A 21,446-nucleotide genomic window follows, 5' to 3' on the forward strand; every position below is an offset into this window, starting at 1 on the left:
CCTGTTCAGCGGGACGCCGAACCGTCGCCCGCGTAGCGTTGCCACAGGAGGTGCGTCATGAGCGACTCACGTGCGGCAGCCGGCGGCGGCGCCATCTACGGGCTCGGCGTCATCGGGGCCTGGGTCTACTTCTGGCAGCAGGCCGACGGCTTCTGGGAGTTCATCTGGGCCATCGTCCAGGGACTCTTCTGGCCGGCCTTCATGGTCTACGAGGCGTTCTCGGCGCTGGGCGGCTAGCCCTTCTCTCGGCGTGCTCGACTGCCCCGCCGGCCCCACCCGGCCCGCCCGCCCCCACCAGCGCCCGGGCCTCCGCGCGCGCCGTCGCCGCCGGGACCACGTGCCCCGTGCCGAACGCCCGGGACAGCGCCCCGCGCAGCCGCTCGGCGCCGTGCAGGCGCCCGGCGCCGTCCGTCCGGCCCGGTGCGGCCGCGACGGGGACGACGGCCAGCCGCGCCCGCTCGGCCGGGTCGGCCTGCTGGTGGACCTCGGCGTACCCGCCGTTGCTCATCCGCACGATCCGGCCCGTCTCGTGCCCGTGCAGCGCGATCTCGCGGTCCTTGCGCTGCAGCCCGATGCACACCCGCCGGGTGACCTCGAACGCCAGCGCCGGCCCGACCAGCAGCAGCACCTGCAGGAACGTGATCACCGACTCGAAGGTCACATTGAACTCCGTCGAGACGATGTCGGCGCTCGCGGCGCCCCACAGGATGCCGTAGAAGAGCGCCCCCGCGACGCCGATACCGGTGCGGACCGGGAAGTGGCGGGGCCGGTCCAGCACGTCGTGCCGGCCACGGTCCTGCGTGACCCACGCCTCGACGTACGGGTAGACCACGAGCAGCCCGAACCACAAGGCCACCACCGCGAGCGGCACGAGCGTCGCGAAGGTCACCGTCCAGCCGCCCCACACGGTCTCCCAGCCGGCCGGCACCAGGCGCAGGGCACCGTCGAGGAACCCCATGTACCAGTCGGGCTGGCTCCCCGCGCCGACCTCGCCGACCGACGCCGGCCCGTAGGACCAGACGGGGCTGATCGTGGACGTCGCACCGAGCAGCACCAGCACCGAGCCGGTGATGCCCATCATGCCGAAGGCGCGGAAGGCGGCGTCGGGCCAGAGGCGCAGGCCGAGGGTCGGGACGGGCTCGGGCCGGAACTGCTTGGCCTGGCCGTCCCGGAGGGCAAGAGCGGCCCGGGCGACGAGGACGACGACGAGCAGCCCCGGGGCGATCGCAACGTGCAGCGGGTAGAGGTTCTCGATGATCTGGCCGGGGAACGGCCCGCCGAACATCACGCCGGCGATCCAGGTGCCGATGAACGGGACGCTCAGCACCACGCCCTCGACGATGCGCAGGCCGGTGCCCGACAGCATGTCGTCCGGCAGGGCGTACCCGCTCCAGCCGGCGGCGAGCACCAGCACGAACGCCGCCACCAGCAGCACCCAGCTCAGCTGCCGCGGACGGCGGAACCCGCCGCTGAAGAACGTGATCAGCAGCTGCATGATGATCGAGGCGGGCATCACCAGCGCCGCCCAGTGGTGCGTCTGCCGCAGCAGCAGGCCGCCGGTCTGTTCGAACGAGATGCGCATGGTCGAGGCGAACGCCTCGGTCACGGTGGCACCCTGCAGGGGCCCGTACGGCCCGGTGTAGGTCACCAGCTCGTTCGACGGCGTGTAGGTGAACGCCAGCAGGATGCCGGTCACGGTCAGCACGACCAGGCATGTGAACGTCACGACGCCGAACAGGTTCGACCAGTGCAGCTGCACCCGCCGCTCGCCCAGGGCCGCGATCCGCTTGCGGATCGCGGCCGCCCGGCGGGAAGGGGTGGCCCGACGGCGGTCGCCGGTCCGCCGGCTCAGGTCAGCCCGCATCGCGCACCACGCTCAGCTCGGGCCGGCCGGCGGCGGCTGCCTCGTGGGCGATGGCGTCGGCCTCGGCTTCGACGTCCGCGAACGGGTCGCCGCCGGCGAGGAACGCCGCGCGCGGCTTCTGCACCGTGGACAGCGGGATGATGTCGCGGCCGAACAACACCGCCGACGCCCAGACGAGCAGCACGCGCACCTTGCGCTCCCACGTCGGCACGGCCAGCACGTGGTAGCCGCGGTGCATGATCCAGGCCGGGAAGCCCTTGATGACCAGCTTCTTGTACTGGAAGATGCCGTGCCCGATGCCGAGGGTGGCGACCGTGCCGAGGCTGTGGTGCAGGTACGGCCTGACCTTCTTGCCCCGCAGGTCCGCGACCAGGTTGGCCGCCAGCAGCTTGCCCTGGCGGACGGCGTGCTGAGCGTTCGGCACGGTCCGCGCACCCGGCACGGGGGAGGCCAGGTCGGGGACGGCGGCGTTGTCACCGGCGGCCCAGGCGTCCGGGACGGGCGCCTCGTCGGTGCCGACCCGCAGGTCGGCGCGGACGCGGACCAGGCCGCGCTCGTCGACCGGCAGGTCGGTGTTCCGTGCGACGACGGGGTTGCTCCCGTTGCCGGCGGCCCAGATCAGCAGGCCGTTGCCGTACGACTCCCCGGTGGAGAGCATGATCCGGCCCTCGGCCGCCGACACGACCTGGGTGCCCAGGTGGATGCGCCCGCCCCGCTCCTGCAGGTGGCGCACCACCCAGCGGCCCGGCTCGTCCGTGACCTCCGGCAGGATGCGCTTGTTCGAGTCGACGAGGTGGAACGCCAGGTCGTCACGGCCGAGCTCCGGGTAGGACTTCAGCAGCGCCGTGGCCAGCGACAGCAGCTCGCCGAACACCTCGACCCCGGTGAACCCGCCACCCACGACGGTGACCGTCAGCAGCCGACGGCGCTCGGTCCCCGGCGGGAGCAGCGCGGCCCGGTCGAACGCCGTCAGCAGGGCGTCGCGGATCGCGACCGCCTCCTCCACGTGCTTGAGGCCGATCGCCTCCTGCTCGATGCCCGGGACCGGGAACGTACGGGTCACGGCACCCGCCGTGACGACGATCGTGTCGTAGCCGACCTCCCGCAGGGCGCCGTCGTTGGTGCGGACGGTCGCGGTGCGGTTCGCGTGGTCGATCTTGGTGGTCTGGCCGGCGATGATCGTCGTGCGGTGCAGGTGGCGGCGCAGCGACACCATGACGTGGCGCGCCTCGATCGAACCGGCCGTGACCTCGGGCAGGAACGGCTGGTAGGTCATGTAGCCGTGCGGGTCGACGAGGGTCACCTCCGCCTCGCCCCTGCGGAGCTTCTTCTCCAGGCCCCACGCGGTGTAGAAGCCCGCGTAGCCACCGCCGACGATCAGAATCTTCTCCATGACACCCTCCTGGTGGTCTTACCAGTTCGACAAGACAGCGCGGCCGGATGTGACGTGGTGGTGGTCACAGTGCAGGTCAGGCAGGGGCCCGTAGGCACGGACAACTCGAACCTGGATCCGGTCCCGGGGCGTGCTCACGCTGAGGGGGACCGGCCACCCGGCCGGCGTCGGACCAGCCGTGAGGAAGACAGCCGTGAGCAGGACAGCCATGAGCAGGACAGCCATGAGCAGGACAGCAAAGAAGAAGACGACCGGGACCAGCGGCCCCGTCAGGCACCGCGCCCGTCGGTACACCGACGTCGTCGTACCCGACCTTGGCGGACGCCGCGCCCTGGTGACCGGCGCGAGCGACGGCATCGGCCTCGCGCTGGCCGAGCGGCTCGCGCGGGCCGGGGCCGAGCTCGTGCTGCCCGTCCGCAACCCCGCCAAGGGCGAGGCCGCCGTCGCGCGGCTGCGGGCCGCGGTGCCGGACGCCGTCGTCGGCACCCGGCCGCTCGACCTCGCCGCCCTGGACTCGGTCGCGGCGCTCGCGGCCGACCTGCTGGCCGACGGTCGGCCGATCGACCTGCTGGTCGCCAACGCCGGGGTGATGACGCCGCCGACCCGGCACACGACCGCGGACGGCTTCGAGCTCCAGCTCGGCACCAACCACCTGGGGCATATGGCGCTCGTGGGACGGCTGCTGCCGCTGCTGCGGGCGTCCGGCTCGGGCACATCCGACGGCCGGCCCGGCGGAGCCCGCGTGACCACGATGTCGAGCGCCGCGGCGCGGTTCGGCGCGATCGACTGGGCCGACCTGAACAGCGAGCGCGCCTACTCGCCGGTGCGGGCCTACAACTTCTCCAAGCTCGCCCAGCTCATGTTCGCGCTCGAGCTGGACCGGCGCAGCCGGGCCCACGGCTGGGGCATCGTGAGCAACGCGGCCCACCCCGGCACCACCTACACGGGCCTGTACGCGGCGGGCCCGGCTCTGGGCACTGGCACGGGCACTGGCACGGGGACGAGCACCGCCGAGCCCCCGCGGATGGACGCCGTCATGCGCCGCCTGCTCGGCCTGGGCGTCATGGTGCAGCCGGTCGAGATGGGGATCCTGCCCGCCCTGCAGGCGGTCACGGACGTCACGGCGGAGGGCGGGACGTTCTACGGGCCGGACGGCGTTGGCCACTTCACGGGCAGCTCCGCACCGCAGCGCGTCTACCGTGCGGCGACCGACGAGGCCGCCGCGAGCCGGCTCTGGGACGTCTCCGAAGGCCTGACCGGCGTCCGGTTCCCGGACGGCCCGGTGGGGTGATCGAAGGACCACGAGCGCACGAGCAGCATGAGCACGAGAGCGAGACGACGATGGACCGCCAGCAGCTGGCCGACTTCCTCCGGACCCGTCGCGAGGCGCTCCAGCCCGAGGACGTCGGGCTGCCGCGCGGGCCGCGCCGGCGCACCAGCGGGCTGCGGCGCGAGGAGGTGGCGGCGCTGAGCGGCGTCTCCGCCGACTACTACAGCCGCATCGAGCAGCAGCGCGGGCCGGTGCCCTCGGAGCAGGTGCTCGGCGCCATCGCGCACGGCCTGCACCTGACCCTCCAGGAGCGCGACCGCCTCGTGGAGCTGGCGGGGCACGCGCTGCCCCGCCGGGTCCACCGCGGGGACCACATCAACGCCGGGATGATGCGCATCCTGGACGGACTGGCGGACGTGCCCGCCCAGGTCGAGAACGTGCTGGGCGAGACCCTGCGGCAGACCCGCCTGGCGGCGGCGCTGCTGGGCGACGAGACGTCGTACACCGGGCCCGACCGCGTGCGCGCCTACCGGTGGTTCACGGATCCCCGGGCCCGGGTCCGGGTGCCCGAGGAGGACCACGACCACCACAGCCGCACGCTCACGGCGCGCCTGGCGGCGCTGCACGCGCAGACCGGGCCCAGGTCCCCGGCGGGAGAGATCGCGGCGAACCTCCGCGGCCGCAGCCCGGAGTTCGCGGCGCTGTGGGACGAGCACCCCGTCGTCGGCCCGTACTGCGAGCCCAAGCGCATGAACCACCCCGAGGTGGGGCTCCTGGAGCTGCACGGGCAGACCCTGCTGGACCCCGACCAGAACCAGGCCCTGACGGTCTTCACCGCGGTCCCGGGGACGGAGAGCTACGAACGGCTCCAGCTCCTGTCGGTGGTGGGCACGCTCTGAGCACGCCGACGCCGGCCGGGCTGCTGGAGGGCTCCCGGCCGGCGTCGTCCCGCGGGTGTCGTCGGCGGGGCGTCAGTCCGACGTCGCCCGCACCGCCGCGATGATGGTCTCGGCCACCGTGACCGGGTGCGAGACGGCGAGCGCGTGCGACGCCCCCGGCACCTCGGTCGCCGTGCGGGCGCTGGCACGCTCGGCCATGAACCGGACCAGCTCCGCCGGGATGTTGCGGTCGGACTCGCCGTACACGACCCACGACGGCAGCGTGCGCCACGCCGGCACGGCCGCGGGCAGGCCGTCGGTGAGGGCGGCCTCGGTCACCGGCCGCTGGGTGGCGGCCATCAGGTCGGCGAGGTCGGCGTCGACGTCGGCGGCGAACTGCTCGCCGAACACCTCCGGGCGGATCGCGAGCTCGTTGCCGCCCGTGGAGACCGGGTAGGCCTTGAGCGCCGCGCCCAGGGTGCTGCCCGGGAACTTGGCGGACAGGTCGAACGCGTTCTCGCCGGTGTCCGGCGTGAAGGCCGCGACGTACACGAGTCCCACGACCTTCGGGTTCGCCGCGGCGGCCTCGGTGATGACCATGCCGCCGTAGGAGTGCCCGGCCAGGACGACCGGCCCGGGGATGGACGCGACGACGTCGCGCACGTACTGGGCGTCGCCCGCGACGGAACGCAGCGGGTTGCCGGCGGCGACCACCGGGATCATCTGCTGCTGCAGGTGCCCGACGACGGCGTTCCAGCTCGAGGACTCGGCGAACGCCCCGTGGACCAGGACGACGGTGGGTGTGGTCATGACTGCTCTCCCTTGCTCGGTGCTGCTGGGCTGTGGGTGTTGCTGGGCTTGCTGGTCTTGGTGGTGCCGCTGGTCAGGGCCTTGCGCAGCACGTGGACGGCCTGCTCCAGCGCCGCGGTGGTGGCCGCGGTGCCGCGCAGGGGGTTCAGCATCAGGAAGTCGTGGATCGTGCCGTTGTAACGGACCGTCGTGGTCGGGACGCCGGCGGCGATCAGGTGCCGGGCGTACGCCTCGCCCTCGTCCCGGAGCACGTCGTTCTCGTCGACCACCAGGAACGCCTCGGGCAGGCCCGCGAGGTCCTCGGCGGTGGCCCGCAGCGGGGACGCGGTGATCTCGCCGCGCCGCTCCAGGTCCGGCAGGTAGGCGTCCCAGAACCACGCCATGGCCTTGGCCGTCAGGTGCGGACCGTCGGCGAACTCGCGGTAGCTCCCGGTGTCCTGCCCGGCGTCGGTCACCGGGTAGTACAGCGACTGGTGCACGAAGGTCACGTCCCCGCGCTGCTTGGCCAGGATCGCCAGGGCGGCGGTCATGTTCCCGCCCACCGAGTCACCGACGACGGCGAGCCGGGAGGCGTCGAGGCCCTCCGCCGCGCCCTCGCGGGTGATCCACCGCGCGGTTGCGTACGCCTGCTCGATCGCCACGGGGTACTGCGCCTCCGGCGACCGGGTGTACTCCACGAACACCACGGCCACGCCGACGCCCACGGCCAGCTCGCGCACGAGGCGGTCGTGCGTGCCCGCGTTGCCGAGGATCCAGCCGCCGCCGTGCACGTAGAGGATGGTCGGCAGCAGGGGCTGCGAACCGTCCGGCGACTCGTTCGGCGGCTCTGTCGGTGATCCGGTCGGCGATCCGGCCGGCGATCCGGCCGGCGATCCGGTCGGCGATCCGGTCGGCAGGAGGTCCGGCAGGAGGTCGGGCCTGCTGGTCGCGCTGTGCCTGCCGGGCTGGCTGTGCTGGCTGCTCTGGCTGCTCTGGCTGTCCTGGGTGTACGCGCGGTTCGTGCCGAGGGGCTTGACGATGCGCACCCGGACGTCGCCGACGTCGGCCGGGACGATGATCCACTTCTCGTCGACGTCGGGCTTGTCGACCGGTGCTGCCTGAACGTCGTCGAGGAGCTTGCGGGCTCCCTCGACACCCAGCTCGTAGAGCAGCGGGGGCTTGGCGGTCGCGTCGGCGAACGCCTGGGCCGCCGGCTCGAGGACGTGCTCGCTCATGTCTGTCTCCTTGCGTTGGTTGCGCGTGAGTTCGGTCGTTCGTGGGTTCGACTGCTGGTGGGTGGCACCCGCGTCCGCGGCTCGATGGTGTCGATGCATCTCGATGGGTGTCGCATGCCGGATCGCGGCTCGGCCATCGCAGGACAGGGGGACCGGGCCGTGTTTTTATCGGCCTCACACGTACGACCGGTCGGGGGCGCCGGCTGTGACAGCCGCTCGTCCCCGAGGTGATGGCATGACCGCTTCAGGTGCCCCAGAACCGGGTTGTTCCGAGCCGGAAAGTGCCGAGCCGGAGGAGGCAGGCTCGGACAGGTCAGGCCCGGACAGGTCAGGCCCGGGGAGTGCGGGGCTGGACGCGGCGGTGGCCGTGTTCACCGAGGTCCGCCCGCAGCTGTTCGGGATCGTCTACCGCATGCTCGGGTCGACGGCCGAGGCCGAGGACGTGCTGCAGGAAGCCTGGATCCGCTGGCACACCACGGACCGGTCCGTCGTCCGGAACCCGCACGCGTTCCTGACCACGACGACCACGCGCCTGGCCATCAACATGCTGCGCAGCGCCCACACCCGGCGCGAGACCTGCGCGGGCCCGTCGCTCCCCGAATCGGCGGACACCGGCCACGACCCGGCGCTCGGCGCGGAGCGTTCTGAGGCCCTCGACGTCGCGGTGCTGGTGCTGCTCGAACGGCTCACGCCCACCGAGCGCGCCGCCTACGTGCTGCGCGAGGCGTTCGAGTACGCCTACGCCGACATCGCGGAGATTGTCCAGCTCTCGCAGGCCGCCGCGCGGCAGCTCGTCAGCCGGGCGCGCAAGCACCTCGCGTCCGGGCGGCGCAGCGCCGTGCTCGCCGACAAGCGGCGGGCGCTCCTGGAGGCGTTCGTCGCCGCGGCCCGGTCCGGCGAGCTCGCGCGCCTGGAGCGGCTGTTCGCCCAGGACGTCGTCGACCAGGCGGGCGGCGCCGGCCGGGCGGACGCCGTCGGCCGGGCGGGCGTCGTCGGCCGGGCGGGCGTCGTCGTCGAGCGTCCTGCTGTGAGAGCGCCAGGCGTGCTCGGCCCGGCTGTGAGTGTGTCAGGCGTGCTCGACCCGCCCTTGCTTACCCCGCCCGTGCGTACCCCGCCCGTGCCGACCTCTGCTGTGCGTACGCCGACCGCGCGCACTCCGGCTGTGCCTTCGCCCGTCGTGCGTGCCCGCGCCGCGCCGGCCCCCGTCGTCGGACGGTGGGCGGTCGTGCGGCTCGCGCAGGCCTTCGCCCTGCCGTTCTGGGCCGACGTCGCCATGACGGCGCTGGGGTGACGCGCGTGCCGGCGGGCCGCTGGTCCCGCCGGCACGCGCCGTCCGACTGTCCGGGCTGCCGGGATGTTCCGGGCTGGTGCTCCCGTCGTGGCTGAATGTCCGATGGGGGCATTGCAGGGTGGTTCGTGATGCGCTGATCGTGGCGTGCGTCGTCGTTCGCTCCTGAGGTTCTGTTCAGGCCGCGAACTTCTGCGCGTCGGAGCGAGCTTGAAACGATGCAACCTCGTGGCTTGAACAGAACCTCGGAGGTCGGCCGACGCTAACGGCGGCGTCACCGACGACACGCCACACCAGATCACCGGCTGCGACGACGCCGCGGGTCAGTGCAGCTAGGCCGCAGCTAGGCCGCCGGGTCGAACGGGATGCCCGCCGGCTTCATCCGCTCCAGCCAGTAGGTGAAGTCGCCGTCGTCGATCTTGATGGTGGCGCCGCCGAAGTCGGCGGTCATCAGGCGGTCCCGCAGCGACGTGCTGGGCCAGCCGTCCCAGCCGACCAGGGGTGGGTAGCGCCAGGTGCCGTAGTGGTTCTCCGGCGGGTCGTCGTTCCCGTTGGCGAGCCGGAACAGGTGCGTGCTCGGCCCGTCCTTGTGGTAGACGATCTTCGGGTGCGACCCCTCGAACCGGACCTGTGAACGGGGGTAGGTCGCCGAGCCGCTGTGCTCGGTGATCGACACGTGCTCCACCTGGTTGGCCGACTGGTCGACCCACACCACGACGTGCTCCCAGTCGTGCCGGTGGCTGCCCACCGCGACCGGACCGTCCATGGTCTGGTCCTTCTCGAAGTAGCTCGCGTACATCACGGCGCACCAGCCGTTGTTGCACTTCTCGCGGGAGTAGGTCTGCGACGCGTCCAGGTCCCACTGGTCGCGGCAGTTCCCGTTGACGGCGCCGCCGATGGCGAGCCCTGTCGCCAGCGTCCCGTCGGGCCCGATCGCGGACGTCGCGTAGCAGCCGTCGCCGTCGTAGTCGTAGGCGGGGGAGAAGGACTGCTCGGTCCCGGTGGCGTTCTGCGGGAGGTTGGGCGGCGGGTCGGCCTGCGCGACCACCGCCGGGGCGGCGAGCGCCAGCACCGTCGCGAGGATGCCGACGGCGGCGGCCGCGACTCGCGGGAGGGCCTTCGGGGCGGCTCCCGGGACGGTTGGGGCGGCTCCCGGGACAGGGGAGTTCGGGCGGTCCGTGCGTTCCATGGCGGGCCTCTCGTGAGTCCGTGCGGAGCGGGTGAAAAGCCGGGCAGACGGATGCTATTGCCGCAGGGTGGGCCGGGCAATGAGGGTGATTGCTTACCCCGCCGCGCATCCCGTTGACCGCACACCGCCAGGGTCGCTATGTTCTTTGTGGGCACAATCGTTCGTATTGCGAACACTCGACGGCGAGAAGACAGACAAGCGAGGACCCCACCCGAGCGTCCTGTTCCACCCGGGCACCCCGAGAGCACCCCGTACCACCGAGCACCCGTTCAAAGGAGAACTCCAGTGCGACGTACCCTTCCTGTCTTGCCCGCCTCCGCCGCTGCTCGCGCCGTGCCCGCCGCTCGGGCGACTCGCGCCGCTCGCGCCGTGCCCGCCGCGGCGGTGGCGGCAGCCGCGGCCCTGCTCCTGGCCGCGTGCGGTGGCCCGTCCGAGGCAGGTACGGGCGCCGGTTCCGGGGACGGCAGGGTCGACGGCGGGCTGGTGCCCGTCAAGGTGGGCGTCATCCCGATCGTCGACGTCGCACCGGTCTACCTGGGTGTCCAGGAGGGTTTCTTCGAGGAGGAGGGCCTCGACGTCACGCTGGAGCTCGCCCAGGGCGGGGCCGCCGTCGTGCCCGCCGTGGTGGCCGGCGACTACCAGTTCGGGTTCAGCAACGTCACGTCGCTGCTGGTCGCGTCGTCGCAGGGGTTGCCGCTCAAGGCGGTCGCGCCCGGCAACTCCACGACGGGCGTGCCCGGCGAGGACTTCAGCGCCGTCGTCGTCCCGGAGGACTCCGACGTCGAGGACGCCGCCGACCTCGCGGGCCGGACCGTCGCCGTCAACACCCTGAACAACATCGGCGACACCACGATCCGAAAGGTCGTGGGCGACGCCGGCGGCGACGCGGACGCCGTCGAGTTCGTCGAGATGGGCTTCCCCGACATGCCGGCCGCCGTCGCCGGGGGCCAGGTCGACGCCGCCTGGATCGTCGAGCCGCACCTGACCAGGGCGCTGCAGGACGGCGCCCGCGTGGTCACCTCCAACTTCGCCGAGACCGACCCTGAGCTGCTGATCGCCGCGTACTTCACGTCCGACCAGCAGATCGCCGCCGACCCGGACACGGTCGAGGCGTTCACGGCCGCGATGGAGAAGTCGCTGGCCTATGCCGAGGAGCACCCCGACGAGACCCGCGCCGTCCTGGACACCTACACCGAGATCGACCCGGCGGTGAAGGACGCCATGGTCATGCCCCGGTTCGCACCCGGGCTGGACGCGGCGTCGTTCCAGGTGCTCGCCGACCTCGGCCTCGAGCAGGGCATGTTCGACGAGGCCGTCGACACGAGCGCGCTCCTGCCGTGAGCCGTGCTGGTGGTGCCCGCCGGGTCGGCACCGTGCCCGCCGCCCTGCACGCCGCCGTGCGTGTCTGGGCGCTCGGCGGCGCGGGGGTCGCGACACTGCTCCTGGTCGTCGAGCTCGTGCCCCGGCTCGGCATCGTCGACGCGCGGTACCTGCCGCCGACGTCGCAGATCCTGGGCGCCCTCGCCGAACGCCTCGGCCGGGCCGAGCTCTGGACCGCGCTGGGGCAGACGCTGACCACGTGGTTCACGGGGCTGGCGATCGCGCTCGTGGCCGGGGTGGCGCTCGGCGTCGTCATCGGGTCGGTGCCGTGGCTGCGCGCTGTGACGGCGTCGACCATCGAGTTCCTCCGGCCGGTCCCGTCGGTCGCGCTGATCCCCGTCGCGATCCTGCTGTACGGGACCGGCATGGCATCGACCCTGCTGCTGGTGGTCTACGCGAGCTTCTGGCAGGTGCTGGTGCAGGTGCTGTCGGGCGTGCAGGACGTCGACCCGGTCGCCTCCGACACGGCGCGCTCCTACCGGTTCTCGCCGCTGACCCGCATCCGCACCCTCGTGTGGCCCACCACGCTGCCGTACGCGATGACGGGCCTGCGGCTCGCGGCGAGCGTCGCGCTGATCCTGACCGTGACCGGCGAGCTGCTGATCGGCACCCCCGGGATCGGTCGCCTGCTCGGGGTGGCGCAGTCCTCTGGCGCGGTCGCGTCGATGTACGCGTACGTGCTGGTCGCGGGCCTGCTGGGCGTGGCGGTCAACCTCGTGGCCCGCGCGCTGGAGCGCCGGACGCTGTTCTGGCACCCGTCGGTGCGCGGGGAGGCCGTGTCATGAGCGGCACGGGTGGCATGAGGGGCACGAGCGGTGTGCGCGGCAGGGTGCACGCCGAGGCTCGGACCGGGGCCTGGGCCGGCCTCGGCCGGGTGCTGCGGTCCGTGCTGCTCGTCGTCAGCCTGCCCGCCGTCCTGCTCACGGCCTGGTGGGTGCTGACCGACGGCAGCACGTCGTACTTCAACCCGCCGCTGCGCACGATCGTCGGCACGTTCGGCGAGACCTGGTTCGGGTCGCCGTTCGCGGAGAGCCGGTTCGTGCAGGACGTCGTCCCCTCGGTCCTGCGGCTGCTCGCGGGATACGGGATCGCGCTGGTGGTCGGCGTCGTCCTCGGTGTGGCGATCGGGTCCTCACGCGCCCTGCGCGCGTACGCCGAGCCGGTGCTGGAGTTCTTCCGGGCCATCCCGCCGCCCGTCATGGTGCCGATCCTGATGTTGTTCCTCGGCATCGGCACGTCGATGAAGATCGTGGTGATCGCGACCGGCTGCCTCTGGCCCATCCTGCTCAACACGGTCGAGGGCGTGCGCGGCCTGGACCCCGTGCTGCGCGACACCGCCCGCGCCTACCGGCTGGGCCGTGCGGCGACGGTGCGCCACCTGGTGCTGCGCGGGGCGAGCCCGCAGATCGTGACCGGCGCCCGGCAGGCGCTGTCGATCGGGATCATCCTGATGGTGATCAGCGAGATGTTCGCGGCCAAGGACGGCCTGGGCTTCTCGATCGTGCAGTTCCAGCGCAGCTTCGCCATCCCGGAGATGTGGAGCGGGGTCATCCTGCTCGGCGTCGTCGGCGTGCTGCTGTCCCTCGTCTTCCGGGCCGTGACGAACGCGACCCTGAGCTGGTACCTCGGGTACCGGCAGTCCCAGCACGGAGGTGCCTGAGATGACCGGCCCAGACGGTTCTGCCACAGCACGTTCTGCCACAGCACGTTCTGCCACAGCACGTTCTGGCACAGCCCCGGGCGGTGCGCGCCTCGACGTCCGCGGCCTGCGCAAGGTCTATCCGGGCAGCGGCAGATCCGGCAGCGGCAGATCCGGCAGCGGCGGAGCTGGTGCGCCCGTCGAGGCGATCGCCGACCTCACGTTCGAGGTGCGCCCGGGTGAGCTGGTCTGCGTCGTCGGACCCTCAGGTGCCGGCAAGACGACGCTGCTGCGCTGCATGGCGGGCCTCCTGCCCGCGACGTCGGGCGAGGTGGTGCTGGGGGAGTCCGCGATCACCGGGCCGCCCGAGGGGATGGCGGTGGTGCTGCAGGAGTACGGGCGGTCGCTCTTCCCCTGGATGACGGTCGCCCAGAACGTCGAGCTGCCGCTGAAGGAGAAGGGCGTCACGAGGCGACGCCGGGCCGAGCTGGTGCGGGAGACCCTGGCGGCGGTCGGCCTGGGCGACGTCGACGGCGCGTACCCGTGGCAGCTGTCCGGCGGGATGCAGCAGCGCGTCGCGATCGCGCGGGCCGCCGCCTACGAGCCGCGGGTGCTGCTCATGGACGAGCCGTTCGCCGCCGTCGACGCGCAGACCCGGTTCGACCTGGAGGACCTGGTCCGCGCGCTGTGGAAGCGGCTGGGCATCACCGTCGTCTTCGTCACCCACGACATCGACGAGGCGATCTACCTGGGCGAGCGCGTCCTCGTCCTGTCGGCCCGGCCCACGGTCGTGCTGGAGGACGTCGCGGTCGGCCTCGGTCCGGACCGCGACCAGCTCGAGACCCGTGGCACGGCCGAGTTCGCCCGGCTGCGCACGCACGTGTACGAGCTGGTGCAGCAGGCGAAGCAGGGGGTGCGCAGCCTCGCGGACGCGCGGCTCACGCACACGGTGGGTGGGGCTGATGTCTGACGGCGGGAGCGGTTCGGACGACGTCGGCCCCGCCCGCTCGTCCGAGTTCGTGCAGTCGCTCGAACGCGGCCTGGCGGTGATCCGGGCGTTCGACGGGGACCGGCGATCGCTCACGCTGAGCGACGTCGCCCGGGAGACCGGGCTCAGCCGGGCGTCGGCGCGGCGGTTCCTGCACACCCTTGTCGAGCTCGGGTACGTCGCGACGGACGGCCGCGAGTTCACGCTGCGGCCGGCGCTGCTCGAGCTCGGGTACGCGTACCTGTCGAGCCTGACGCTGCCGGACCTCGCGACCCCGCACCTCGAGAAGCTGTCGGAACAGGTCAGCGAGTCGTCGTCCGTGGCGGTGCTCGACGGCGCGGACATCGTCTACGTCGCCCGCGTCGCGACCCGCCGCATCATGAGCGCGACGATCCGGGTCGGCACACGCTTCCCCGCGTACGCGACGTCGATGGGCCGGGCGATCCTCGCCCACGCCGAGCCCGCCGACCTGGAGGGCTACCTCGCGCGGGCCGCGCCGGCGGACCGGCTAGCGCCGGTGACCGCACGCACGGTCACCGACCCCCGCGAGTTGCGGGACGCCCTCGCCCGGGTGCGCGAGCAGGGCTGGGCGCTGGTCGACCAGGAGCTGGAGGACGGGCTGCGCTCCGTCGCGGCACCGCTGCACGACGGGACGGGCCGCGTCGTCGCCGCGGTCAACGTCTCGGCGCCCGTACGACGCGGCGAGATCCCGGAGATCCTGCGGCACCTGCTGCCACCGCTGCTCAAGGCGGCCGCCGCGATCGAGGCAGACCTGGCGCGGATGCGCTGAGGCGGCCGGGGGCACTGTGGGGTCCGGAAGAACGAACCGTCTGAACGCATCGACCGACTGAATCCAGGGAGGCACTGTTGCCGGTACCACCAGCGGTTGATCCGACGTCGGCAGGTCCGACGTCGGACCTGTCGATGCCAGACCTGCCGATGTCGGGACTGTCGACGTCGGGCTCCCCGGCCTCGTTCCGTCCGCACGCGCCCGAACGGACCCTGGTCGGAATCGTCGGCGGCGGTCCGGCGGGCCTGCTGCTCTCGCACCTGCTGCACCGGTCCGGCGTCGACCACGTGGTGCTGGAGGCACGCTCACGCGAGGAGATCGAGCACACGCACCGCGCCGGAATCCTGGAGGCCGGCGCGGTGCAGGTCCTGGTCGACGCCGGTCTGGGCCGGGTGCTGCGCGACGGCGCCCGGCACGACGGCATCGTGCTGCGCTTCGACGGTGCCGACCACCGCATCGACCTGACCGGCCTCACCGGCCGCAGCGTGTGGCTCTACCCGCAGACCGACGTCTTCATCGACCTCGCGAACCAGCGCGCGGCCGACGGCGCCTACGGCGCGGGGGGTTCCGGCGGGGCAGGCGTGGCCGGCGACGTCGGCGGGGCCGGCGACCAGATCCGCTGGGGCGCCACCGTCACACATGTGCTCGACGGCGGCGGCGACCGGCCCGGCGTGCTCTGGACCGACCGGCAGGGCCGCGCCCACGAGCTGCGCTGCGACGTCCTGGTCGGTGCGGACGGCTCGCACTCGACCCTGCGGCACACCCTGCCCGAGTCCCAGCGGCGCACGTTCGTCCACGAGTACCCGTACGCGTGGTTCGGCGTGATCGTCGAGACGCCGCGTAGCGCTCCCGAGCTCGTGTACACGACGTCCGAGCACGGGTTCGCGCTGATCAGCCAGCGCACCGAGACCCACCAGCGCCTCTACTTCCAGTGCGACCCCGACGAGGACCCGACCCGCTGGACCGACGACCAGATCTGGGCCGAGCTGCAACGCCGCGTCGCCGGGCCCGACGGGTTCCGGCTCGTCGAGGGCCCCGTCGAGGAACGGTCCGTGCTGCGGTTCCGCTCGTCCGTCGTCGAACCCGTGCGGCACGGCCGCATGCTGCTCGCGGGCGACGCCGCCCACACCGTGCCGCCCACGGGAGCCAAGGGCCTGAACCTGGCGCTCGCGGACGTCGTGGTGCTGCACGACGTGCTGCAGACCTGGCTCGCCGGCGGGGGCCGGGCGGGGCGCCGCGACGACACGGTGCTCGACGAGTACGGCCGTCGCGTCGCCGAGCGCGTCTGGCGGGCCCAGCACTTCTCCGCGTGGATGAGCGGCATGCTGCACTCCCACCCCGGCGAGACCGAGTTCGCGGCCCGACGGCGCCTGGCCGAGCTCCGCATGCTCGTCGCCTCGGAGTCGGGGCGAAGATTCCTCGCCGAGGGCTACACCGGCTGGGGCCCGGTGCTCGGGGAGGCGGCACTGTGACCGGCTCCGCGCGCGACGGCCTGCGGGAAGGGTTGCAGGACCACTCCCGGACGAGAGGGACGGCGACCGGAACGGCGTCGCGCAGGAGGTCTCGCACGGCGTCCCGCACGACAAGGCACACGACGACCTCGACAGGGAGACGACGATGAAGAACCCGGCCGAACCGCTGAACCCGGCCGAACCGCTGACCTCCGCGGTTCCGTCGGCCACGCCGCCGACCACCGCGCCAGACGCAGCCGCCGACACGCAGGCGGAGCTCAGCGCCGAGATCGAGGCCGCTCACCGCGCCTACGCGGAGGGCCTGGCGCACGGCGCGCCCCGCGAGCACGGTCCGCGACGCGACTGGCCGCCGTACCGCAGCTCGATCCTGCGGCACCCGACCAAGGACCTGCACCACGCCGACCCCGAGACGATCGAGCTGTTCGCACCGGTCTTCGGTGAGCGCGACATCGGCGCCCTGGAGTCCGACCTCACGGTGCAGCACGGCGGGGAGCCGATCGGTGAGCGCATCGTCGTCCGCGGCCGCGTGGTCGACGGCGAGGGCCGGCCGGTGCGCCGTCAGCTCGTCGAGGTCTGGCAGGCCAACGCCGCCGGCCGGTACGTCCACAAGCGCGACCAGCACCCTGCGCCGGTCGACCCGAACTTCACCGGCGTCGGGCGCATGCTGACCGACGACGACGGCTGGTACCAGTTCCAGACCATCAAGCCCGGCCCGTACCCGTGGAAGAACCACTTCAACGCCTGGCGCCCGGCGCACATCCACTTCTCCCTGTTCGGGACCGAGCTCACGCAGCGCGTCGTCACCCAGATGTACTTCCCGGGTGACCCGCTGTTCGCGCTCGATCCGATCTACCAGTCCATCCAGGACCCCCGGGCGCGCGAGCTGCTGGTCGCGACCTACGACCACGACCTGTCGCAGCACGAGTGGGCGACGGGGTACCGCTGGGACATCGTCCTGTCGGGATCGCGCCGCACCTGGACCGAGCCGGAGGACGACCGCGACGGAGAAGGACCGAGGAGGAGTCGATGAGCGACCCGACCCGCGAGCCGATCCCGCCGACGCCCGCCCAGACCGTCGGCCCCTTCTTCAGCTACGCGCTGCCCTACGCACGCGGCAACGAGCTGGTCGAACCGGGCACCCACGGCGCCGTGCGCCTGCACGGCACCGTGTACGACGGCGCGGGCGCGCCCGTCCCCGACGCACTCATCGAGATCTGGCAGGCGGACCCGGCGGGCGCCGTCGTCGCCCGGAGCGGCTCCCTCCTGCGCGACGGGACGTTCACGGGCTGGGGGCGGGCCGAGACCGACCGCGAGGGCTGCTACTGGTTCCGCACCCTGGAGCCGGGCGCGACCGACCCGGGCCGCTTGCCGTTCTTCGCGGTGACCGTCTTCGCCCGGGGCCTGCAGGACAGGCTGTTCACCCGCGCCTACCTCCCGGAGCACGACGGCGCCAGGCTGGGCGCCGACGCCGCCGGGCCGGAGAACGCCGGAGCCCGGCTGTGCGCCGAGCCGTTCCTCGCCTCGCTCGAACCCGAACGGCGCGCCACCCTGGTCACAGCGCGCGAGACCGACGGCTCGTTGCGGTTCGACATCCGCCTCCAGGGCGGACCTCACGGGGAGGAGGAGACCGTGTTCCTCACGTACGACCCGCCTCGCACTGTCCCTGCTGGTGCTGGTGCTGGTGCTGGTGCTGGGGCCGGTGCCGGTGCCGGTGCGGCGGCGGCGAACGCGACCAACGGGACCGGGTCCGTGGAAGGCCCGGACCGGCCCGCCGCGAACGACCACGGGTCGTACCCGAACGGGCCCGTCCCGCCTCAGGACGGTATCGATGCCTGACGTCGGCCTCCTGACACCCGGCGCCGACCTCGCGCCGGGGTCCCCGGCCGCCGTGACCGACGACGTCGCGCTCCTGCGGGCAATGCTCCGCGTCGAAGCGGCGTGGGTGCACGTCCTCGTCCGGCGCGGGGTAGCGGCGGACATCCAACGAGCGGCGTCGAGCATCGGCGCCGCCCACGTCGGACGAGCGGCACCCGGCTCCGCGGCTGCGGGCCCCACGGGCGTACTTCCCACGGGCGACGACGAGGCGATCGACGGCTCCGGAGCCGTCGACCTCACGGAGACGTATCCCGAGGACATCGTCGAGATCCCCGACGCACACGCCCACGACACCGCCGACATCGCCGCCGTGGTCGACAGCGCCGTCGAACGCCTGGCCGGGCCCGACGGCGAGGCGCTCGCCCTCGCGTCGCGACTCGCCCGCGAGAGCGGAGCCGGTGGCAATCCCGTGATCCCGCTGGTCGGCGCACTGCGCGCGGCGGTGGGACCGCAAATCGCACCCGTCGTGCACGCGGGGCTCACGTCCCAGGACGTGCTCGACACGGCCCTCGTCCTCCTGCTGCGCGACGCCGCCCACGCCGTCGTGGAGGATCTTGACCAGGCCGCCGTTGCCGCGGCACGCCTCGCCGCCGAGCATCGCGGACGGCCCGCGCTCGCCCGCACCCTCGCGCAGGCCGCCGTGCCGACCACACTGGGCGCGCGGTTCGCCGGCTGGCTCCAGGGCATCCTGGCGGCTCGGGGCTTCCTGTCCTCCGTCGCTGATGCGCTGCCCCTGGCCTACGGTGGCGCGGCGGGCGAGCTGTCGGGGGTGGCGGCGCTCGCGGGCGGTGCCGGCGGGGAGCTCGCGCTCATCGAGGCGTGGGGCGCGGAGCTCGGTCTGCCGGTCGGACCCGGACCGTGGCACGCCACGCGGACCCCCGTCGTCCGCCTCGGTTCGGCGCTGGCGGAGACGTGCGCCGCGCTCGGCAAGGTCGCGAACGACGTCCTGCAGGCTGTGCGCCCCGGTGTCGGCGAGCTGCGTGAGCCGAGCGGACCGGGCCGCGGGACATCGTCGGCGATGGCGCACAAGCACAACCCCGTGCTGTCCGTGCTGGTGCGACGCTCTGCGATCGCGGCGCCTCATCTGGCAGCGCAGGTGCTCGCGGCCGCGGGCCTCGCCGTGGACGAGCGGTCCGACGGCGCCTGGCACGCCGAGTGGCCGGCTCTGCAGCAGCTGGCGCGGCACGCGGTCGCGTCGGCCCACGTGGCGACCGAGCTGCTGGACGGTCTCGAGGTCGATGCCGACGCCGTGGCCCGGAATCTCCACGACGGGCTGCCCGACGCCGGCTCGGGGCCCGACGTCGCGCCAGCCGCCGCCGTCGTCGACCGGGTGCTGGAGCAGTTCGCCGCACAGACCGGACCTGCCCGGAGCGGACCGGCCGTGGGGCGAGCATGACCGCGGGTCGAGAACGACTGGGGCGGCTGCACGGAACCGGTCGGACGGTGCCGGTCGGACGGAGTCGGTGGGACGCAGTCGTGGGACAGCGTCGGGTGGATCGAGGCGGGCGGACGAGGGTCTGGGCGGAGCAGGAGTAGCCGACCCGGGGCGGGGGGAGACAGAGCATGATGCATCAGTCGGACGAGCTCGGAGGACACATGACCGCACGACCCAGGCTGGGTGCCGTCGAGTTCGTCCTGCGCGACGCCTCGCGCCCGTTGCTGGTGCTGGGGCCGTCGCTGGGCACCTCGGTGTCCGCGCTGTGGGCGGACGCCGTCCCGCTGATCGCCGGCGGTAGTGCAGATGGCGGATCAGATGGCAGGGCGGCTGGCTGGGCGGAAGGGCCCGCCCCCGACGTCGACGTGATCGGCTGGGACCTGCCGGGGCACGGGACTTCGCCGTCGCCCACGGCGGACGAGCTGGAGGGGCTGACCGTCGGCGACCTCGCGGACGCCGTCCTCGGCGTGGTGGAGCACGCGCAGGTACGACGTGGCGACGTCGGGGCGCCGTTCTGGTACGCGGGCGTCTCGGTGGGCGGCGCGGTGGGGCAGCGACTCCTGCTCGACGCCCCCGATCGAGTGTCAGGCGCCGCGCTGATCTGCACCGCGACTTGGTTCGGCGAGGCGGCGGGCTGGCACGAGCGCGCCGACCTGGTGCAGCGGGCGGGCACCCCGACGCAGGTCGAGGCGGCGGCCCGCCGCTGGTTCGGGCCGGGCTTCCTCGACCGCGAACCGCAGGTGGGCCTCCGCCTGCTCGGCAGCCTGCAGACCGCCGACCCGTCGGGCTACGCCGCGGCCTGCCGTGCGGTGTCGGGCCACGACCTGCGCGGCCGGCTCGGCGCGGTCGGCGTCCCGGTGGTCGCGATCGCGGGCAGCGACGACCCGGCGACGCCGCCCGACAGGCTTGAGGAGATCGCCGACGCCGTCCCGGGAGCCCGGCTCGTCGTGCTGGACGGCGCGGCGCACCTCGCGCCGGCGGAGCGGCCGCAGGCGGTAGCGGAACTGGTTCGCGACCTCGTCGCGGGAAAGGTGACGGCGTGACCAGGAGCAGCGGGACACCCGACGAAACGGGTGCGGTGAGGGGCGCTGATCCGGGCCCGAGCGCGGGTTCGGGCGCGGGCTCGGGTTCGGGGTCGGAGATGGGGCCGGGCTCGGGACCGGGCTCGGGACCGGGCTCGGGACCGGGCTCGGGGTCGGAGTCGGGCCGGGGCTCGGGTTCGGGCGGGACCAGTTCCGGTGCTGTGCCGGACTCAAGCCCTGGCCCTGGCCCTAGCCCTAGCCCTAGCCGTGGTTCTGGTTCTGGTTCCCGACCTGGTTCCAGCCCTGGTTCCAGCCCTGGTTCCAGTTCCAGCACCTCCGCCTCCAGCCGCGGGTCCGGTGCAGGTTCGGGTGGGCCCGGTGGGATGCCTGGTGCGGCACCCGGCGTCGGGAGCCGGTCCCGCCGTCGTGCGGAACCTGGTCCGCTCGCCGGCTTCAACCTGCGACCCGAACGAGTCGACGAAGACCGGCGGCACGACGGCTTCGCCGTCCGACGTCAGGTGCTCGGGGACGCGCACGTGGACCGCGCGATGGCCGGCACGACGGCGTTCACCGCCGACTTCCAGGACCTCATCACGCGATACGCCTGGGGCGAGATCTGGACCCGGCCAGGCCTGGACCGGCGCAGCCGCTCCATGATCACGCTCACCGCACTCGTCGCCGGCGGACACTGGGACGAGCTCGCGATGCACGTCCGTGCCGCGGTCCGCAACGGGCTGACCGCCGACGAGATCAAGGAGGTGCTCCTCCAGACCGCGATCTACTGCTCCGTGCCCAGCGCGAACCGCGCGTTCAAGATCGCGCAGGAGGCGCTGAACGAGGAAGACCCGGCCTGACGGAGCGCTCCGTCTCTGCTCACTCCGGTCATCTCTTCTCACCCCGGTCGCGCTTCCGGCGGATGACGGCGGCGCCGTCGTCGCA

The 21,446-nt window shown here is 73.2% G+C and carries 20 protein-coding genes; 15 read left to right on the forward strand and 5 right to left on the reverse strand.

The genetic code is table 11. The annotated features are described in order from the left end of the window. Positions 1-57 precede the first annotated feature (57 nt). Positions 58-237, forward strand: coding sequence for a hypothetical protein (locus tag ACH47X_RS19520; protein ID WP_020015117.1), 180 nt, complete (start codon positions 58-60; stop codon positions 235-237). Here the strand turns inward: ACH47X_RS19520 and ACH47X_RS19525 are convergent. Beyond that, entirely contained in the window at positions 200-1,864 is a 1,665-nt protein-coding gene (locus ACH47X_RS19525) for a cytochrome bc complex cytochrome b subunit (RefSeq protein ID WP_397406184.1), read from the reverse strand. The two genes, ACH47X_RS19520 and ACH47X_RS19525, sit on opposite strands and share 38 nt — an antisense overlap. Beyond that, a complete protein-coding gene (locus tag ACH47X_RS19530; RefSeq protein WP_397406185.1) occupies positions 1,854-3,257 on the reverse strand; it encodes an NAD(P)/FAD-dependent oxidoreductase in 1,404 nt (467 codons plus the stop codon). Before ACH47X_RS19530 ends, ACH47X_RS19525 begins: the two co-directional genes overlap by 11 nt. A gap of 223 nt (positions 3,258-3,480) precedes the next feature. On the opposite strand from ACH47X_RS19530, the gene ACH47X_RS19535 reads away from it, so the two are divergent. Beyond that, positions 3,481-4,548 (forward strand): SDR family oxidoreductase, encoded by a 1,068-nt coding sequence (locus ACH47X_RS19535; RefSeq protein WP_397406186.1) that lies wholly within the window; start codon positions 3,481-3,483, stop codon positions 4,546-4,548. Positions 4,549-4,598: 50 nt separating this feature from the next. After that, positions 4,599-5,426: a helix-turn-helix transcriptional regulator gene (locus ACH47X_RS19540; RefSeq protein WP_397406187.1), complete on the forward strand. Its 828-nt coding sequence runs from the start codon at positions 4,599-4,601 to the stop codon at positions 5,424-5,426. Between the two features lie 72 nt (positions 5,427-5,498). Here ACH47X_RS19540 and ACH47X_RS19545 read toward each other — a convergent pair whose 3' ends face one another. After that, positions 5,499-6,215, reverse strand: a complete 717-nt coding sequence (locus tag ACH47X_RS19545; RefSeq protein ID WP_397406188.1) for an alpha/beta fold hydrolase — start codon at positions 6,213-6,215, stop codon at positions 5,499-5,501. Next, on the reverse strand, positions 6,212-7,429 hold the full coding sequence (locus ACH47X_RS19550) for an alpha/beta hydrolase fold domain-containing protein (protein ID WP_397406189.1): 1,218 nt from the start codon (positions 7,427-7,429) through the stop codon (positions 6,212-6,214). Before ACH47X_RS19550 ends, ACH47X_RS19545 begins: the two co-directional genes overlap by 4 nt. 361 nt (positions 7,430-7,790) lie before the next feature. Between ACH47X_RS19550 and ACH47X_RS19555 the strand changes: the two genes are divergently transcribed. Continuing rightward, positions 7,791-8,720 (forward strand): sigma-70 family RNA polymerase sigma factor, encoded by a 930-nt coding sequence (locus ACH47X_RS19555; protein ID WP_397406190.1) that lies wholly within the window; start codon positions 7,791-7,793, stop codon positions 8,718-8,720. A 340-nt stretch (positions 8,721-9,060) separates the two neighbouring features. Here the strand turns inward: ACH47X_RS19555 and ACH47X_RS19560 are convergent, their stop codons facing one another. Further along, the gene (locus ACH47X_RS19560; protein ID WP_397406191.1) at positions 9,061-9,906 is read right to left on the reverse strand and encodes an NPP1 family protein; all 846 of its coding nucleotides are present in this window, start codon (positions 9,904-9,906) and stop codon (positions 9,061-9,063) included. 306 nt (positions 9,907-10,212) lie between these two features. On the opposite strand from ACH47X_RS19560, the gene ACH47X_RS19565 reads away from it, so the two are divergent. From ACH47X_RS19565 to pcaC, 11 genes are all read left to right on the forward strand, one after another. Beyond that, positions 10,213-11,247 (forward strand): ABC transporter substrate-binding protein, encoded by a 1,035-nt coding sequence (locus ACH47X_RS19565; protein WP_397406192.1) that lies wholly within the window; start codon positions 10,213-10,215, stop codon positions 11,245-11,247. Further along, positions 11,244-12,071 (forward strand): ABC transporter permease, encoded by an 828-nt coding sequence (locus ACH47X_RS19570; RefSeq protein ID WP_397406193.1) that lies wholly within the window; start codon positions 11,244-11,246, stop codon positions 12,069-12,071. Before ACH47X_RS19565 ends, ACH47X_RS19570 begins: the two co-directional genes overlap by 4 nt. Further along, the gene (locus tag ACH47X_RS19575; RefSeq protein WP_397406194.1) at positions 12,068-12,946 is read left to right on the forward strand and encodes an ABC transporter permease; all 879 of its coding nucleotides are present in this window, start codon (positions 12,068-12,070) and stop codon (positions 12,944-12,946) included. Before ACH47X_RS19570 ends, ACH47X_RS19575 begins: the two co-directional genes overlap by 4 nt. A 1-nt stretch (position 12,947) precedes the next feature. After that, positions 12,948-13,895, forward strand: coding sequence for an ABC transporter ATP-binding protein (locus tag ACH47X_RS19580; protein ID WP_397406195.1), 948 nt, complete (start codon positions 12,948-12,950; stop codon positions 13,893-13,895). Next, complete coding sequence (locus tag ACH47X_RS19585; RefSeq protein ID WP_397406196.1) at positions 13,888-14,703, forward strand: IclR family transcriptional regulator domain-containing protein; 816 nt, start codon at positions 13,888-13,890, stop codon at positions 14,701-14,703. Before ACH47X_RS19580 ends, ACH47X_RS19585 begins: the two co-directional genes overlap by 8 nt. A 134-nt stretch (positions 14,704-14,837) precedes the next feature. Next, positions 14,838-16,175, forward strand: coding sequence for an FAD-dependent monooxygenase (locus ACH47X_RS19590; protein ID WP_397406197.1), 1,338 nt, complete (start codon positions 14,838-14,840; stop codon positions 16,173-16,175). A gap of 145 nt (positions 16,176-16,320) precedes the next feature. Beyond that, the gene (gene pcaH / locus ACH47X_RS19595) at positions 16,321-17,205 is read left to right on the forward strand and encodes a protocatechuate 3,4-dioxygenase subunit beta (RefSeq protein ID WP_397406198.1); all 885 of its coding nucleotides are present in this window, start codon (positions 16,321-16,323) and stop codon (positions 17,203-17,205) included. Beyond that, positions 17,202-18,011 (forward strand): protocatechuate 3,4-dioxygenase subunit alpha, encoded by an 810-nt coding sequence (gene pcaG, locus ACH47X_RS19600; RefSeq protein ID WP_397406199.1) that lies wholly within the window; start codon positions 17,202-17,204, stop codon positions 18,009-18,011. The genes pcaH and pcaG overlap by 4 nt, the downstream gene beginning before the upstream one ends. Next, positions 18,004-19,446 carry a lyase family protein gene (locus ACH47X_RS19605; RefSeq protein ID WP_397406201.1) on the forward strand — a complete coding sequence of 481 codons (1,443 nt, stop codon included), beginning with the start codon at positions 18,004-18,006 and terminating at the stop codon, positions 19,444-19,446. Before pcaG ends, ACH47X_RS19605 begins: the two co-directional genes overlap by 8 nt. Before the next feature lie 200 nt (positions 19,447-19,646). After that, positions 19,647-20,528, forward strand: a complete 882-nt coding sequence (locus ACH47X_RS19610; RefSeq protein ID WP_397406202.1) for an alpha/beta fold hydrolase — start codon at positions 19,647-19,649, stop codon at positions 20,526-20,528. A 362-nt stretch (positions 20,529-20,890) separates the two neighbouring features. Next, positions 20,891-21,361 carry a 4-carboxymuconolactone decarboxylase gene (gene pcaC, locus ACH47X_RS19615; RefSeq protein ID WP_397406204.1) on the forward strand — a complete coding sequence of 157 codons (471 nt, stop codon included), beginning with the start codon at positions 20,891-20,893 and terminating at the stop codon, positions 21,359-21,361. Positions 21,362-21,446 lie beyond the last annotated feature (85 nt).

It is taken from the genome of Promicromonospora kroppenstedtii (assembly GCF_044389675.1).
GTDB classification, from domain to species: Bacteria; Actinomycetota; Actinomycetes; order Actinomycetales; family Cellulomonadaceae; genus Promicromonospora; species Promicromonospora kroppenstedtii.

Coding starts and splice junctions, on each gene's coding strand:
- ACH47X_RS19520 (WP_020015117.1), top strand. CDS start 58: ATGAGCGACTCACGTGCGGCAGCCGGCGGCGGCGCCATCTACGGGCTC.
- ACH47X_RS19525 (WP_397406184.1), bottom strand. CDS start 1,864: ATGCGGGCTGACCTGAGCCGGCGGACCGGCGACCGCCGTCGGGCCACC.
- ACH47X_RS19530 (WP_397406185.1), bottom strand. CDS start 3,257: ATGGAGAAGATTCTGATCGTCGGCGGTGGCTACGCGGGCTTCTACACC.
- ACH47X_RS19535 (WP_397406186.1), top strand. CDS start 3,481: ATGAGCAGGACAGCAAAGAAGAAGACGACCGGGACCAGCGGCCCCGTC.
- ACH47X_RS19540 (WP_397406187.1), top strand. CDS start 4,599: ATGGACCGCCAGCAGCTGGCCGACTTCCTCCGGACCCGTCGCGAGGCG.
- ACH47X_RS19545 (WP_397406188.1), bottom strand. CDS start 6,215: ATGACCACACCCACCGTCGTCCTGGTCCACGGGGCGTTCGCCGAGTCC.
- ACH47X_RS19550 (WP_397406189.1), bottom strand. CDS start 7,429: ATGAGCGAGCACGTCCTCGAGCCGGCGGCCCAGGCGTTCGCCGACGCG.
- ACH47X_RS19560 (WP_397406191.1), bottom strand. CDS start 9,906: ATGGAACGCACGGACCGCCCGAACTCCCCTGTCCCGGGAGCCGCCCCA.
- ACH47X_RS19575 (WP_397406194.1), top strand. CDS start 12,068: ATGAGCGGCACGGGTGGCATGAGGGGCACGAGCGGTGTGCGCGGCAGG.
- ACH47X_RS19580 (WP_397406195.1), top strand. CDS start 12,948: ATGACCGGCCCAGACGGTTCTGCCACAGCACGTTCTGCCACAGCACGT.
- ACH47X_RS19585 (WP_397406196.1), top strand. CDS start 13,888: ATGTCTGACGGCGGGAGCGGTTCGGACGACGTCGGCCCCGCCCGCTCG.
- ACH47X_RS19590 (WP_397406197.1), top strand. CDS start 14,838: ATGCCAGACCTGCCGATGTCGGGACTGTCGACGTCGGGCTCCCCGGCC.
- pcaH (WP_397406198.1), top strand. CDS start 16,321: ATGAAGAACCCGGCCGAACCGCTGAACCCGGCCGAACCGCTGACCTCC.
- pcaG (WP_397406199.1), top strand. CDS start 17,202: ATGAGCGACCCGACCCGCGAGCCGATCCCGCCGACGCCCGCCCAGACC.
- ACH47X_RS19605 (WP_397406201.1), top strand. CDS start 18,004: ATGCCTGACGTCGGCCTCCTGACACCCGGCGCCGACCTCGCGCCGGGG.
- ACH47X_RS19610 (WP_397406202.1), top strand. CDS start 19,647: ATGACCGCACGACCCAGGCTGGGTGCCGTCGAGTTCGTCCTGCGCGAC.
- pcaC (WP_397406204.1), top strand. CDS start 20,891: ATGCCTGGTGCGGCACCCGGCGTCGGGAGCCGGTCCCGCCGTCGTGCG.